The 14,083-nt window shown below is 69.0% G+C and carries 15 protein-coding genes; 6 read left to right on the top strand and 9 right to left on the bottom strand.

From position 1 onward, the window contains the following. Positions 1 to 55: 55 nt before the first annotated feature. The 8 genes from der to LF262_RS14590 form a co-directional block, all read right to left on the bottom strand. Positions 56 to 1,606, bottom strand: coding sequence for a ribosome biogenesis GTPase Der (gene der, locus LF262_RS14625; RefSeq protein ID WP_235781135.1), 1,551 nt, complete (start codon positions 1,604 to 1,606; stop codon positions 56 to 58). A gap of 28 nt (positions 1,607 to 1,634) precedes the next feature. Further along, complete coding sequence (gene cmk, locus LF262_RS14620) at positions 1,635 to 2,414, bottom strand: (d)CMP kinase (protein ID WP_235781134.1); 780 nt, start codon at positions 2,412 to 2,414, stop codon at positions 1,635 to 1,637. After that, positions 2,396 to 3,496 (bottom strand): prephenate dehydrogenase, encoded by a 1,101-nt coding sequence (locus tag LF262_RS14615; protein WP_235781133.1) that lies wholly within the window; start codon positions 3,494 to 3,496, stop codon positions 2,396 to 2,398. The genes cmk and LF262_RS14615 overlap by 19 nt, the downstream gene beginning before the upstream one ends. A gap of 16 nt (positions 3,497 to 3,512) precedes the next feature. Continuing rightward, positions 3,513 to 4,568: a pseudouridine synthase gene (locus LF262_RS14610; protein ID WP_235781132.1), complete on the bottom strand. Its 1,056-nt coding sequence runs from the start codon at positions 4,566 to 4,568 to the stop codon at positions 3,513 to 3,515. A 114-nt stretch (positions 4,569 to 4,682) separates the two neighbouring features. Then, entirely contained in the window at positions 4,683 to 5,237 is a 555-nt protein-coding gene (gene scpB, locus LF262_RS14605) for an SMC-Scp complex subunit ScpB (RefSeq protein ID WP_235781131.1), read from the bottom strand. A 17-nt stretch (positions 5,238 to 5,254) separates the two neighbouring features. Beyond that, entirely contained in the window at positions 5,255 to 6,229 is a 975-nt protein-coding gene (locus tag LF262_RS14600; protein ID WP_372462786.1) for a segregation and condensation protein A, read from the bottom strand. Beyond that, positions 6,153 to 7,076, bottom strand: a complete 924-nt coding sequence (locus LF262_RS14595; RefSeq protein ID WP_372462785.1) for a ParA family protein — start codon at positions 7,074 to 7,076, stop codon at positions 6,153 to 6,155. The genes LF262_RS14600 and LF262_RS14595 overlap by 77 nt, the downstream gene beginning before the upstream one ends. A 522-nt stretch (positions 7,077 to 7,598) precedes the next feature. Continuing rightward, complete coding sequence (locus tag LF262_RS14590) at positions 7,599 to 8,984, bottom strand: cation:dicarboxylate symporter family transporter (RefSeq protein ID WP_235781180.1); 1,386 nt, start codon at positions 8,982 to 8,984, stop codon at positions 7,599 to 7,601. Between the two features lie 165 nt (positions 8,985 to 9,149). Between LF262_RS14590 and LF262_RS14585 the strand changes: the two genes are divergently transcribed. The 6 genes from LF262_RS14585 to LF262_RS14560 all read left to right on the top strand — a co-directional run bounded on the left by LF262_RS14585 (position 9,150) and on the right by LF262_RS14560 (position 13,343). Continuing rightward, on the top strand, positions 9,150 to 10,793 hold the full coding sequence (locus tag LF262_RS14585) for a sensor histidine kinase (protein WP_235781129.1): 1,644 nt from the start codon (positions 9,150 to 9,152) through the stop codon (positions 10,791 to 10,793). Beyond that, entirely contained in the window at positions 10,790 to 11,515 is a 726-nt protein-coding gene (locus LF262_RS14580) for a response regulator (protein ID WP_235781128.1), read from the top strand. The genes LF262_RS14585 and LF262_RS14580 overlap by 4 nt, the downstream gene beginning before the upstream one ends. A gap of 142 nt (positions 11,516 to 11,657) precedes the next feature. Beyond that, on the top strand, positions 11,658 to 11,810 hold the full coding sequence (locus LF262_RS14575) for a hypothetical protein (protein WP_235781127.1): 153 nt from the start codon (positions 11,658 to 11,660) through the stop codon (positions 11,808 to 11,810). 44 nt (positions 11,811 to 11,854) lie between these two features. Then, the gene (locus LF262_RS14570; protein ID WP_235781126.1) at positions 11,855 to 12,052 is read left to right on the top strand and encodes a hypothetical protein; all 198 of its coding nucleotides are present in this window, start codon (positions 11,855 to 11,857) and stop codon (positions 12,050 to 12,052) included. Positions 12,053 to 12,239: 187 nt separating this feature from the next. Then, entirely contained in the window at positions 12,240 to 12,443 is a 204-nt protein-coding gene (locus LF262_RS14565) for a cold-shock protein (protein ID WP_235781125.1), read from the top strand. A 234-nt stretch (positions 12,444 to 12,677) separates the two neighbouring features. Further along, positions 12,678 to 13,343, top strand: coding sequence for an SGNH/GDSL hydrolase family protein (locus LF262_RS14560; RefSeq protein WP_235781124.1), 666 nt, complete (start codon positions 12,678 to 12,680; stop codon positions 13,341 to 13,343). A 13-nt stretch (positions 13,344 to 13,356) separates the two neighbouring features. On the opposite strand, the gene LF262_RS14555 is transcribed toward LF262_RS14560, so the two are convergent. Next, the gene (locus LF262_RS14555; RefSeq protein WP_235781123.1) at positions 13,357 to 14,082 is read right to left on the bottom strand and encodes a maleate cis-trans isomerase family protein; all 726 of its coding nucleotides are present in this window, start codon (positions 14,080 to 14,082) and stop codon (positions 13,357 to 13,359) included. Between the last annotated feature and the right edge of the window lies 1 nt (position 14,083).

Here is a 14,083-nt window from a genome sequence, read left to right as displayed (position 1 = left end):
ACCCCCGAGGGTGGGTCACCGCCGTCGTACGCGCCGGTTCGACGCGGCGTGCGCGCTACTTCTTCTTCGAGCGGCGCTCGCGGACGCGCATGCCGATCTCTATCGGGGTGCCCTCGAAGCCGAACGTCTCACGTAGGCGGCGCGTGATGAAGCGGCGGTAGCCGGGGTCGAGGAACCCGGTGGTGAAGAGCACGAACTTCGGGGGGCGGCTCTGCGCCTGCGTACCGAAGAGGATGCGCGGCTGCTTGCCGCCGCGCACGGGGTGCGGGTGCGCCGCCACGAGTTCACCCAGGAACGCATTGAGCCGGCCGGTGGGGATCCGCGTGTCCCACCCGGCAAGGGCCTTCTCGAGCGCAGGGACGAGGCGGTCCCTATGCCAGCCGGTCTTCGCCGAGATGTTGACCCGGGGCGCCCACTCGACGTGCGCGAGGTCCTTCTCGATCTCGCGCTCGAGCCAGCGGCGCCGCTCGTCGTCCATCAGGTCCCACTTGTTGAACGCGATCACGAGCGCGCGGCCGGACTCGATCGCGAGCGTGAGGATTCGCACGTCCTGCTCAGACAGCACCTCATCCGCGGCCAGGAGCACGACGGCGACCTCAGCCTTCTCCAGCGCGGCCTGCGTCCGCAGGGAGGCGTAGTACTCGGCGCCTTGGGCCATGTGCTGACGGCGGCGGATGCCGGCCGTGTCCACGAAGCGCCACGTCCTGCCGCCCAGCTCGATGTACTCGTCCACCGGGTCCCTCGTGGTGCCCGCGACCTCGTTGACCACGGCCCGCTCGGACCCGGCAAGCTTGTTCAGCAGCGATGACTTGCCCACGTTCGGCCTTCCGATCAGCGCGATGCGGCGGGGGCCGCCGGTGCGCTCCACGCCGGCGATCGCCGAGAACTCGGGAAGCACCTCGAGGGCGGCGTCAAGGAGGTCAGCGACACCGCGGCCGTGCAGGGCCGAGACGGGGTACGGCTGGCCGAAGCCCAGACCCCAGAGGGCGGAGGCATCGGCTTCCTGGGCGAAGTCATCCACCTTGTTGGCCACGAGCAGCACTGGCTTCTTCGACTTGCGCAGCATACGCATGACGCCCTCGTCCGTGGCAGTCGCACCCACGGTCGCATCGACGACGAAGAGCACAGCGTCCGCCATGCTCACGGCGATCTCCGCCTGCTCGGCGACCATCGCGTGGATGCCCTTCGCGTCGTGCTCCCAGCCGCCGGTGTCCACGAGGGTGAACCTCCGGCCCGTCCACTCAGCAGGATACGAGACGCGGTCGCGGGTGACGCCGGGGACATCCTCGACCACGGCCTCGCGCCGGCCGAGGATGCGGTTCACGAGCGTGGACTTGCCCACGTTCGGGCGGCCGATGATCGCCAGGACCGGATCCATCCGGGTAGGTGCGTCGGGATCCCACTCCTCGCCCTCGCCCGCGAGGAGGAGCGCGTCGTCCTCGTCGAGGTCGTAGTCCGCGAGCCCCGCCCGCAGGGTCGCGGCACGCTGGTCCGCCTCGGCGTCGTCCATCGAGGCGAGGTGCTCTGCGACCTGGTCGGAGCCCTCGGGCACGTACTCCTCGGCTGCGGTGTTGCCCGCGGACCCGGTGTCCAGGGATTCGGTCATGGAAATCTCCTTGAAGGTGTAGGGCGGCTCAGGCGCCGGCCGGGCGGCTCACGGCCGCCTGCACGACGCCGAGGACGGCGTCGACTGTTGCATCGAAGTCCAGATCGGACGAGTCCACGGTGAAGACGCCGTCCGCGGCCTGGGTGAAGCTTGCGACCGCCGAGTCCTTGGCGTCCCGCGCAACGACCTGCTCGCGGAGCTGCTCAGCAGTCTGCGTGCCGCCGAGCTGGGCCCCGCGGCGACGCATCCGCGCCTCCTCGGAGGCCGTGAGCAGGAGCCGCACCTCGGCGTCCGGCGCGACGACGCTGGTGATGTCCCGGCCCTCGACCACAATGCGGCGTCCGTGGGCGGCGATAATGGCGCGCTGGCGGCGGATGAGCTCGTCCCGCACCCCAAGGTTCGTGGCGACGGCGCTCACCGACGACGAGATGCGCGGCTCGCGGATCGCGGCACTCACATCCATGCCACGGACCCGGACGTACTCGGCATCCGCGCTCGTGCTCAGCTCGAGGTCAAGGCCTTTCGCAGCGGCCTCGACGGCCGCACCGTCGTCCAGGTCCACGCCACGGGCGAGGCAGTCCCACGCCACTGCGCGGTACATCGCTCCCGTGTCCAGATAGGCGAGCCGCAGCCTCCGGGCAACCTCTTTCGAGATGCTGGACTTGCCCGAGCCGGATGGCCCGTCGATCGCGACGACGAGCGGCCGGCCGAGCCGCAGAGGCTCCGCTCCGGGCGCCGGGGTGTACGTGACGGACGTCCCCTGGGCCGTGCTCTGCGAGTTCAGCTCGCTCATTGCAGTACCCGCCATCCGCGCTCCTCCAGATCCGCTACCAGTGCATCATGCTTGCTCGGGAGCACGGAGATCTCCACCATGCCCACGTTCCGCCCCGACGAATGGTCGAGACGCAGGTCTTCGAGGTTCACGCCGATCTCCCCGATCTCCGTCAGGAGCTTGGCGATCTGCCCGGGCCGGTCATCCACGAGGACAGTCAGCCATGCGAACGCCTGCGGCGGACCTCCGTGCTTGCCCGGGATGCGGGCCACGCCGGCGTTGCCCTCGCTCATGAGCTGGGCCATGTCCAGCCGAGCGCCCGGAGCGACGGGCGCCTCGAGCGTTCGGATGAGCCGTTCAACGTCCTCCCGCACACCGTACAGGTGCTCGACGATCTTCGGCGCGTTCGACCCGAGGATCTGGACCCATAGCCCCGGATCGCTCGCGGCGATGCGCGTCGTGTCCCGCAGTCCATTGCCTGCGAGCGCCAGAAGCCGCAGGTCGGTGCCCTGCAGACGGGAGGCCAGCAGCGAGGACATGACCTGCGGCAGGTGGCTCACGAGCGCCACCGCCTCATCGTGCTCGTCCGCGTCGAATTCGACCACGTTGCCGCCCAGGTCCGCCCCGAGGGCCTTCGCGAGCCGGACCGCGGCGGAATCCGACTCAGGGGCCGCGCACACGACCCATGGCATCGATGTGAACAGCTCGCCGCGAGCGGCGACAGGTCCGGACTTCTCCCGGCCAGCCATGGGATGCGTTCCGACATACCGGGAAAGGTCGGCCTTGCGCTCGCGCAGCCCGGCGACGATCGATGCCTTGACGCTCGCGATGTCGAGGACGACGGCGCGTGGCCACCTCTCGAGGGAGCGGGCGACGACGTCGACGGTCACGTCCGGGGGCGTGGCCACGACGACGAGCTCGGGCTGGGCGCCCCGGTCCGCCTCGAGCTCCGAGAGGGGACGGCCCGCCCCGATGTCCACGGCGACGGCCTGGTTGGTGGGCGACGTGTCCTCGAGGAACACCGGGATGCCCCGGTGCTCGAGGCCGAGGCCGATGCTCGTGCCGAGCAGCCCAGTCCCGATGACGAGGACGGGACCGTGCAGGTGCGTTGCGGACATGCTCTCTTCTCCCGGCCTAGAGGCCGACCGCGGCCATGAGGTGGCCGATCTCCTGCTTGCCGAGCTTGCGGACCGTGCCCTGCTTCTGGTCGCCGAGGCCGATGGGGCCGATCTTGGCCCGCACGAGCCGCTGGACGGGGAAGCCGATAGCGTCGAACATGCGGCGCACGATCCGGTTCTTGCCCGAGTGCAGCACGACCTCGACGAGCACGAAGCCAGGCGTCGAGTCCACGAGCCGGAACGAGTCGACCTTCGCGAGGCCGTCCTCGAGCTCGACGCCGCGGCGCAGCTGGGCGCCCACGCCCTGCGGCATGGGGCCTCGTACCTGGACAACGTAGGTCTTGGGCACCTCATAGGCAGGATGGGTGAGGCGGTTCGCGAGCTCGCCGTCGTTGGTCAGCAGCAGCAGGCCCTCGGTGTTCGTATCGAGGCGCCCCACGTGGAAGAGCCTCTCAGGCGTACCGGGGCGCAGGTAGTCCGTGATGCACGGCCGGCCCTCGGGGTCGTCCATGGTGGAGACAACGCCGCGGGGCTTGTTGAACGCCATGTAGACGAGGTGCTCATCGGTCTGGACGCGCACGCCGTCCACATGGATCGCATCCGTCTCCGGGTTGACGCGCGTGCCAAGCTCGGTGACGACCTGCCCGTTGACCTCGACCCGGCCCTCGGCAATGAGGTCCTCGCACACCCGTCGGGACGCGACGCCGGCATTGGCCATGACCTTCTGCAGGCGCACACCGTCCTCGGCCATCTGTGCCCGGGTGCGCGGCTCGTGCTGGGGCAGGCCAGAGGGCGTCCTGCGGCCTCCGCCCTGGGCGGCGCTCCCCTTCCGGATGGGTCCGAGGTTCTTGCCGAACCGCTCGTACGCGAACGGGGCCGCACCCGCGCCCTTGGGCAGTGGACGCTCGCCGCGCTTGCGCTGCGCCGCCTTCGGGGCACCCTTCGCACCGCCCCGCGCCGAGCTGCCGCGGCCCTGGCCGCCGTACCCCGCGCTGTCCTGCCCTGCCCGTGAAGTGTTCCTGCGAGGGTTGCCCCCGTTGCGTGGTGAACCCTGGCGTCCCGCCTGTGCCATAACCAATGCCTCTGCAGTATGAAGCGGCCCATCTTGGGGCCGCGTTGGTGGTTTAAAGGGGCGAATGCCCCCATCAAGGATACCGGAAGCGCGCTTCCGCCCCTCCGCGGGCCGTCAGTAGGCGGCGTCGAAGGATCCCAGCTCGTCGAGCCCCGGCAGGTGCGGGGAGAGCCTCGGCAGCTCCGCCACCGAGCCGATTCCGAGCCGCTCGAGGAAGTAGGACGTCGTCTGGTACAGGATCGCACCTGACTCAGGATCGGTTCCCACCTCCTCGACGAGCCCGCGGGCTACGAGCGTCTTGACGACCGAGTCGACGTTGACACCGCGGATGGCCGCGACACGGGAACGGCCGACGGGCTGGCGGTAGGCGATCACCGCGAGGGTCTCGAGCGCGGCCTGCGTCAGCCGGGCACTCTGGCCCTCGAGGACGTGCCGGGACACGACCTCCGCGAAGTCCGGGCGTGAGTAGAAGCGCCACCCGCCGGCCACGGCCCGCAGCTCGAAGCCCCTCCCCTGCTCGGTGTACTCGGCTGCGAGCCCGGTGAGGGCCTTCTCGACGTCGGGCTGGGGCACCCCGAGCGTCGCAGCCAGCTCGGCCGCGCCCACAGGCTCGTCCACGACCATGAGCACCGCCTCGAGCGCGGCTGCGATCCGGTCCTCAGTCTGCATGCTGTTCCTCCCTGCGCTCACGCCCTGTCCGAAGCTTCCCCGCCAGCGGCTGTCGCTGCGGTGGCCCCCGCCCCGGTGAGGCCCGCCTCGGCCGGTAACCCGGCGTCGTCGTACTCCTCGCCGACCCTCTCCGACGTCCAGTCCTCTTCCGCAGTCCAGCGCACGCTCAGCTCGGCCAGAGGTGCAGCCTGTTCAAACGCGACGGCCCTGTCGCGGAACAGCTCCAGCAGCGCGAGGAAGCGGGCCACGACCACGAGGCGCGACTCGGCGTCGGCCGTCAGCGCCCGGAAGCTCAGGGGACCCGCGGCCTGCAGCCGGAGACCGAGTAGCTCGGCCTGTTCGCGCACACTCACGGGCGGCGCGTGCAGGTGGTCGATCCCGACCTCGCGCGCCGGGGCCTCCTTCGGGGCGAATGCCTTCGCGGCGAGGGCCGCGAAATCCTCGGGCGTATGCCGCCACACGAGCTCGGGCAGCAGTGCCGCGAACCCCGGCTCGAGTGTCACGGACCGCGGGAATCTGCGGCCCTCGGCCTCGAGCGTCTCGGCGAAGATCCCGGCAATCTCCTTGAACGCCTTGTACTGCAGGAGTCTCGCGAAGAGAAGGTCGCGGGCCTCGAGCCGCGCCACGTCCTCCTCGTCCTCGACCTCACCCGCGGGCAGGAGCCGTGCGGCCTTCAGATCCAGCAGAGTTGCCGCGATCACGAGGAACTCGCTGGCCTCGTCGAGGGCCCAGTCCTCGCCATTGGCCTGGAGCGCGCGCGTGTAGGCGATGAAGTCATCGGTGACGGTCGCGAGCGCCACCTCGGTGATGTCGAGGCGGTGCTTGGCGATGAGGCCGAGCAGGAGGTCGAACGGCCCCGTGAAGTTGGTGAGCCGGACCTCGAACCCGGTGGTGCCAGCGTTGGCCGGCTCGGTGTCAGGGAGCCCCACCGCGGGCCACGAGCTCACGGGCCAGCCTGCGGTACGCCTCGGCGCCCGGGTGGTTGGATGCATAGCGCGTGATGGGCTCGGCGGCGACCGTCGCATCCGCGAACTTGATGGTGCGCTTGATGACGGTCTCGAAGACCTTGTCGCCGAACGCCTCGACGAGCCGGGCCAGGACCTCGCGGCTGTGCAGCGTGCGGGCGTCGTACATCGTGGCGAGCACGCCGTCCACGGTGAGCCGTGGGTTGAGCCGGTCCTGGACCTTCTCGATGGTCTCCACGAGCAGCGCGACGGCGCGGAGGGCGAAGAACTCGCAGATCAGCGGGATGATCACGCCGTGTGCGGCGGTGAGCGCGTTGACGGTGAGGAGGCCGAGGGAGGGCTGGCAGTCGATGAGGATGACATCGTACTCGTCCTCGACGTTGCGCAGCGCGCTCGCGAGGACCTGCTCCCGTGCCACCTCGGTGACGAGCTGGACCTCGGCGGCGGAGAGGTCGATGTTGGCTGGCAGAAGGTCCACGTTGGGCTCATCGGTGGTGCGGATTGCCTGGCGCACGTCGACGTGGCGCTCCATCATCACGTTGTAGATGGTCGTGTCGAGCTCGTGGGGGTTGATGCCCAGGCCTGCCGACAGCGCGCCCTGCGGGTCGAAGTCGACGAGGAGGACCTTCCGGCCGTATTCGGCGAGGGCGGCGGCGAGATTGATGGTCGACGTCGTCTTGCCGACGCCGCCCTTCTGGTTCACCATCGCAATGATGCGCGCGGGTCCATGGGATTCCAGCGGAACGGGCACGGGGAACTCCCGCAGCGGCCGGCCGGTCGGTCCGAGCTCCGCCCTGCCGTCCGCCTCGCCCCTTGCCTCGACGAGGCGGTCAGAGATGCCGTCCAGAGTCGCTGCGCTCTGCTCTGTGCTCACGTATCCATCCACACTTTCGATTCGTTAGCGGCTTTTCGCGTGCCTGCGCCCTCTTGACACCCCAGCCTACACACCGGGCAACACGCATCCCGTGAACCTTGACAAGCGGCCTTTCGGCGCGCCTCACCTTCAACTGGAACTTAAAGGTTGAGGGGTCGCCTTCCTAGAGTGGCGGCCATGGTCCGCGTGCTTTCGCGTGTCCCGCAGAGCGTGGAGGATTCACCATCGGCCCCTCCAGGTCTCACCACGGAGCCCCGCGCGAGCGGCGCGTCTCGAGGATATCTAGGGCGAGTTGCCCTTGCGCGGCGACGAGACTGGCGAGACCTGTACGCCTGCGTGGCGAGGCGCGGACACTCGCCTCAGGAAAGTGCCCTTCACCGAGGACGTGACCCCATCAGGGAAATGACCCCTCATCATCGGAGGCGGCCTCACTGCGGCGGGGCGCACGACGGCGGATGGGCCACCTTGGGGAGGTGACCCACCCGCCGTCGCACGTCGGAGTGTGATGGGGACAAGGGCGGCTCAGGCCCGGGCGAGATCCTCTCTCTTGCCCTCGGTCCCTGGCCCGTCCTCGACCTCGGGCTCGCCGCCATGGCCGTGGCCGGCGATCATCGTGGTCTCATCGAACGGGCGCCGGCCCGAGAGGACCTCGGTGGCCCGATCGGAGTCGATCTCCTTGGTCCAGGTGCCCATGAGGACTGTGGCCACCGCGTTGCCGGTGAAGTTGGTCAGCGCGCGGGCCTCGGACATGAAGCGGTCAATGCCGACGATGAACGAGACGCCGCCCACCAGCTGCGGGGCATGGGCCTGGAGACCGCCGGCGAGAGTCGCGAGACCAGCACCGGATACACCCGCGGCGCCTTTGGAAGCGATAATCATGAACACCAGGAGCCCGATCTGCTCGCCGAGCGCGAGTGGCTGGCCCATCGCGGTCGCAATGAAGAGGGAAGCCATCGTGAGGTAGATCGCCGTGCCGTCGAGGTTGAATGAGTACCCGGTCGGAACGGTCACGCCGACCACGGGCTTGGACACGCCCAGATGCTCCATCTTCGCGATGAGGCGCGGCAGGGCAGCCTCGGAGGAGGAGGTCGAGACGATGATGAGGTACTCGCGGCCCAGGTACTTCATGAGCTTGAAGATGTTCACGCCGGAGACGACCTTGAGGATCGTGCCGAGGATGAAGACGATGAACAGGATGCACGTGATGTAGAACGCGACCATGAGGGTCAGCAGGCTCAGTACGGCCTTCCAGCCGGTTGCGCCGACCACCGCGGCGATCGCGCCGAAGGCCCCGATCGGGGCGAGCCACATGACCATGATGAGGATCCGGAACACGAGCGCCTGGGCCTGGGCGATGAAGTCCAGCAGGAGCTTGCCGGTCTTGCCCATGCGCTGGAGCGCGAAGCCCACGAGGAGCGCGACGAAGAGCGTCTGGAGGATCTCGCCCGAGGTCAGGGAGGACATCAGCGTCTTGGGGATGATGCCCAACAGGAAGTCCGTGGTGTCCGCGGACTGGGTTGCCTTGTAGGTGGCGTCCTTGAGGTTCAGGCCCTCTCCGGGATGGACAAGGTTGCCGACCACGAGGCCGATCGCGAGGGCGAACGTGCTCATCACCATGAAGTAGAGGAGGGCCAGTCCGCCGACCTTCCCCACCGTGGCCGCCTTGGCGATCGAGCCGATGCCGAGGACGATCGTGCAGAAGATAACCGGGGCGATCATCATCTTGATGAGCGCGACGAATCCGTCGCCGAGCGGCTTGAGGCTCGCAGCGAAGCCGTCCTTGCCCGGGAACACCAGGCCGACGACGACGCCGAGCACGACTGCGACGACGACGGCGATGTAGAGCCAGTGCGTGCGGTCGACGGACTTCTTCTTGCCCGGCGCCGCCTCGCGTGCCGTTGGCGACATTGCCACGGAGTACTCCTTCGATGGGTTCAGTTGACTTGATACCTTGACAAGTGGCCGCATGTGGGCCGCTTCACGTTCCACTCTGGCCGATGCTGTGAGCGATCTCACCGTTGCGGTCATATTGGTCACAGCCCGAGACAGGACCGCGCGACGAAAGGGGCCCGGATGCGTCCGCTGAGCCTCGCGGCCCGAATGCTCTGGGTGCTCGTGCTCGCGGTGGTCGTGCTCACGGCCTTCATCGGCACCGCCATGTACGTCGACGCCCGCGACCAGTCCCACGACCAGGCGGGCAGGCGCACGCTCGCGGCAGCCTCGGCGATCGCGGACAGTCCGTTCGTGCGCGACGCAGCGAAGGGCGCCGCCGCCGTGGACCCGACGCCGGTCCTCCAGCCGTACGCGCTCCAGGTCACCCAGGACGCGAGCCTCGACTTCGTCACGATCATGGCCCCAGACCGGACGCGGTGGACGCACGTGAACCCCGAGCAGATCGGCGGAAAGTACATCGGCAGCGTCGACGAGGCGCTCGCCGGCCGCCCCCACACAGAGCAGACCGAGGGCACTCTGGGACCGTCCGTACGCACGATCGTGCCGATCAAGGACGGCGACACGGTGGTCGGGATGGTCGCGGCGGGAGTGAAGGTGAGCGCGATCGAGGTGGCCACCGCCGGCCGGCTTCCCGCGCTTCTGGCGATCGCAGCGGTGGTGCTGGCCCTCGGCTCGCTCGGCGCGCTCGCGGTTGGGAGGTACCTCTCGCGGGTGACGCGAGGGTACGGTCCCGAGCAGCTCGGGCAGCTTTTCGCCTACTACGAGTCGGTGCTCCACTCGGTGCGCGAGGGGGTGATCCTCGTGGACGGCAAGGGGCGCGTCGTGATCCGCAACGACCAAGCCTCCCGCCTGCTCGGAATCGCCGTGGACGAGGACGCCCCGCGCAGCTACATGCTCCGTCCCGCACCGCTCTCCCGTTCGCCGCTCCCGAGCCCGGGCGAGCTCGGCATCCCGGGCAGCCTGGGGGAACTCCTCGCGAGCGGCCGGACGGCCCGTGACGAAATCCACCTGACCGGCGAGCGCGTGCTTGTGGTCAATCAGGAGCCCGCCGTGTCCCAAGAGGGCCGGCGCAGCAGGGTCCTAGGGGCAGTCGCGACGCTGCGCGACCGGACCGAGATCGAGGCTCTCGGGAGCGAGCTCGAGACGATGCGCACCCTCTCCGACGCCCTCCGGAGCCAGACCCACGAGCACGCCAATCGCCTGCACGCGATCGTCTCGCTCCTCGAGCTGGGGCGGACCGACCACGCACTCGCCTTCGCTACAGATGACCTGCGCCTGAGCCAATCGCTCGCCGATGAGCTCGTGGTCTCTGTGGACGAGCCCGTCCTGGCGGCGCTCATCATGGGCAAGGCGGCGCAGGCCAATGAGCGCGGTGTGCGGCTGGATGCCGAGGCGACGGCCTCGATAGCCGGGTCGGGCATCGAGGCCACGGACCTCATCACGATCGTGGGCAACCTGATCGACAACGCGATCGACGCCGCCGTTTCTGCCGCACCGCCCCGTTGGGTCTCGCTCGAGGTCGTCGACCATGAAGGGTCGGTGGTGATCGAGGTCGCCGATTCCGGCCCAGGCATCCCCGAGGGCGAGGCCGAGCAGGTGCTGCAGTACGGCTATTCGACCAAACCCCACGCAGGCCACGGGCGCGGCCTCGGCCTCGCCCTCGTCAAGCGCTCGGTGGAGCGGCTTGGCGGGACGCTCACCGTCTCCCGGCGCGCGGGCGCCGTCTTCACGATCGTCGTTCCCCGGAAGGAGCAGCCAGCATGAGCCAATCCACCTCGCGCGCGGCGCCCTACGCACCGATCCGCGTCCTCGTGGTCGAGGACGAGCCCATCACGGCGGACGCGCATGCCGCCTACGTCGGGCGCGTACCGGGGTTCCTGCACGTGGGAACTGCGCACGACGGCGCCGCGGCGCTCCGTCTGGCGGGGCAGCTCGACGCTGCGGGAACCCCCGTAGACCTGCTCCTGCTGGACATGAACCTCCCGGACCTGCACGGTCTCGACGTGGGGCGCCGCATGAGGGCCGCCGGGCACGCCGTCGACATCATCGCCATCACGGCGGTGCGGGAGCTGCCCGTGGTGCGTCGGGCCATCTCGGTGGGCGTCGTCCAGTACCTCATCAAGCCCTTCACGTTCGCGGCGTTCGCCGAGCGCCTCGAGCACTACCGCGTGTACCGCCAGACGCTTGCCGGCAGTGGCGGGCCGGCCTCGCAGGCGGCAGTGGACGAGGCCCTCGCCGCCCTGCGCGCGCCCGTCGCGAGGCCGCTGCCCAAGGGATTGTCCGCTGGCACCCTCGAGTCGATCCGCGAGTTCCTGCGGGGCAGGACCGGCGCGGTCTCGGCGGCCGAGGTCACGGACGCCGTCGGTGTTTCCCGCGTGACGGCCCGACGCTACCTCGAGCACCTTGCCGAGACTGGCGAGGTCTCGCGCTCAGCCCGATACGGCACGCCCGGGCGGCCCGAGAACGAATACCGGTGGACGGGCTGAGTCCAGTGGGAGTCCCGTAGTGCGCAAAAGATCGGCCCTCGGCCTCCTGTCCAAGCAGTCGCGACCGGCCTAGATTGGAAGCAAGGAAACCGCTGCAGTGCCGAACTCCAGGTGCGGTTTTCGACGACGGAAGGGAGGCGCCATGAGCGAGGATGCCGATCGCCTCGTCGAAGAGGTCGAGGAGACGTCCGTCGAGGAGACGGCGATCGTGCTCGACGTCGATGCCATCCCGGATGGGTCAGGCAACGACCGTGACCCGGACACGGCCGACGCCGAACGCTTCGACGCAGGCTGATACGCTCGGCCACACCACCAGAGGGGACTAGAGAGAGGATCGACATGACTCACAGCCTCGACTTTGGCAATACCGAGGACGACGACCTCACCGAGCCCCTGGACGGCCGCGACAGCCAGGCCCCGGAAGGGTCGAGCGACAACCCGGAGACGATGGACGAGCTCGACCCGCTGCACGATCCACGGCGTCTGATCGAATTGGACGACGAGGAGAATCCGGACGTCGAGCTCGGCATTGACTGAGCTCCGCGAAGCAGGTTGCGATTGGGTGACAACATGCCGCGTGGCGCTCGCTCCTGTGTTGCCACTCATGTACGGTTGATCCTGTAGTCGTTGTGTTTCACGTTGTGCCTGCTGCCTTGCGGTCCTACGAACACCGCTGCATCGCGGCCCCCGAAAGTCGGGGACCGTATTGTCCTAGGAGGGCAAATTGGCAACTGGCACCGTCAAGTGGTTCAACAGCGAGAAGGGCTTTGGATTCATCGCCCCCGATGACAACACTGCGGACGTCTTCGTCCACTTCAGCGCGATCGAGTCGAAGGGCTACCGCGAGCTCCTCGAGGGCCAGAAGGTGGAGTTCGAGACGCAGCAGGGCCCCAAGGGCCTGCAGGCCGCGAACGTGCGCCCGCTCTGATCCTCGCGGCCTCCCGTGAGGGAGAGCACTGATCGCCTGGAGGGTCGGCAGCATCCCGCTGCCGGCCCTCCGGCGCGTCCGCACACTTCTCCGCGCTGAGGCTGCCGATCCTCAGCTGGAACATAGCTTCCTGACAAGAATCCTCCAGCAGAAGTCTGGGACGATTGGATACGGGCCCATCACAGAGCGCCCACAGCACGGATACGCCGCGCCGAGGTGTGGAAGGAGGGTGACATGAGACGACCGGAGTCCGTCGCCCTCTTCAGCGGCGCCGCCCTCATGCTCGCCGCGGCCCTCACAGGCACCTTCTTGGCAGCCGATCAGGGCGCCGCACCGGCAAGCGCCGCCCCTGCCGTTCGTGTCGTGGTCGTGGGCGATTCGCTCAGTACGGGCTACGGGACGGCTGCGGGCTGGGCCTGGCCACACCTCCTCTCCCAGCAGGAGCATGGCCGGCTCGACGTAGTCAACGCGTCCGAGAACGGCGACGGCTACCTCGCCCTCGGCGAAGAGGACGGCACGTTCGGCTCGCACGCGGCGGATGCCGTCACCCCTGAGACCAGGGTGGTGGTGTTCTTCGGTTCGGAGAACGACTGGGGCGAGGACCCAGCGGATATCGCCGATGCAGCGGTGGCGGCCGTCGAGTCGGTGCGCAGCGCCGCGCCGGATGCCCGGGTGGTCATGGTCGGTCCGACCGCTTTCACCGACGAGCCCGAGCCCGAGCGCCTTGCGATCAGGGACGCCCTCAAGTCTGCTGCCACACGGGCCAAGGCAGAGTTCGTCGATCCGCTCGCCGAGAACTGGCTCGCCGGGGACCAGTTCGAGGGCGCCGACGGCGATCACCCAACGGTTGCAGGCCAGGAGCACCTGCGCGACGAGATGGTGCGGGTCTTGGGGCTCTAGCCCGCCCAGGCCGTCATGCGAGCAGCTTCCCCCACCGCGGATCCAGCAGGGGCGCACCGGCCATCTGGAGGCATCGCCAGAGAGTGACGGCCACGGAGTCCAGCACCGGCACCCCGGTTCGTTCCTCGAGCTTGGCTGCGACGGGCGCACCGTAGAGGTTCGTGCACAGGAAGACGAGGGCGTCCGGACGGTGCGCAGCGAGCTCGAGTGAACCGGGCACCAGTTCCTGGGGCGCGACGCGGGCGAAGGACTCGTTGTCGCTCAGGCCGAGCGCGTGATGGCCACTGGTGCGGATGCCCGCCTCCGCGTACCGGGTGATGACCTGGACGTTGACGTCCGGCGTGTACGGCGTGACGAGGCCGATCGACTCCGTACGGAACTGGGCGAATGCATCGAAGTAGGCGAGCGTTGACGTGGTCGCTGGGATTCCGGTGGCCGCGCTGAGCTCGGCCGCGATCGCCCGATCGTGCTCGAGCCCGAGCCATGAGCCGGACGTCCCGTTCCACGCAATGACGTCCGCGTCCGCCGTTGCGAGGAGCCGAGCAGCGGCACGCATCCCGGCGACGTCGAACTGTCTGTCGGAGCCGGCGTCGAGGGCGATGCGGGTCACGGGAATCCGGGTGGAATGGATCGTCACGTCCTCGCGGCCGCCGAGGATCCGGTAGCTCATGGGCTCGAGGCAGGTATTGGACGAGGGGACGATCATGCCGATGCGGCGGGGCCGCGCTGTCTGCACCATG

The organism is Sinomonas notoginsengisoli (genome assembly GCF_021554725.1).
In the GTDB taxonomy this organism is placed as follows: Bacteria; Actinomycetota; Actinomycetes; order Actinomycetales; family Micrococcaceae; genus Sinomonas; species Sinomonas notoginsengisoli.
Note: the sequence above shows the minus strand (reverse complement) of the source record. Positions and strands in the feature narration are given on the sequence as shown.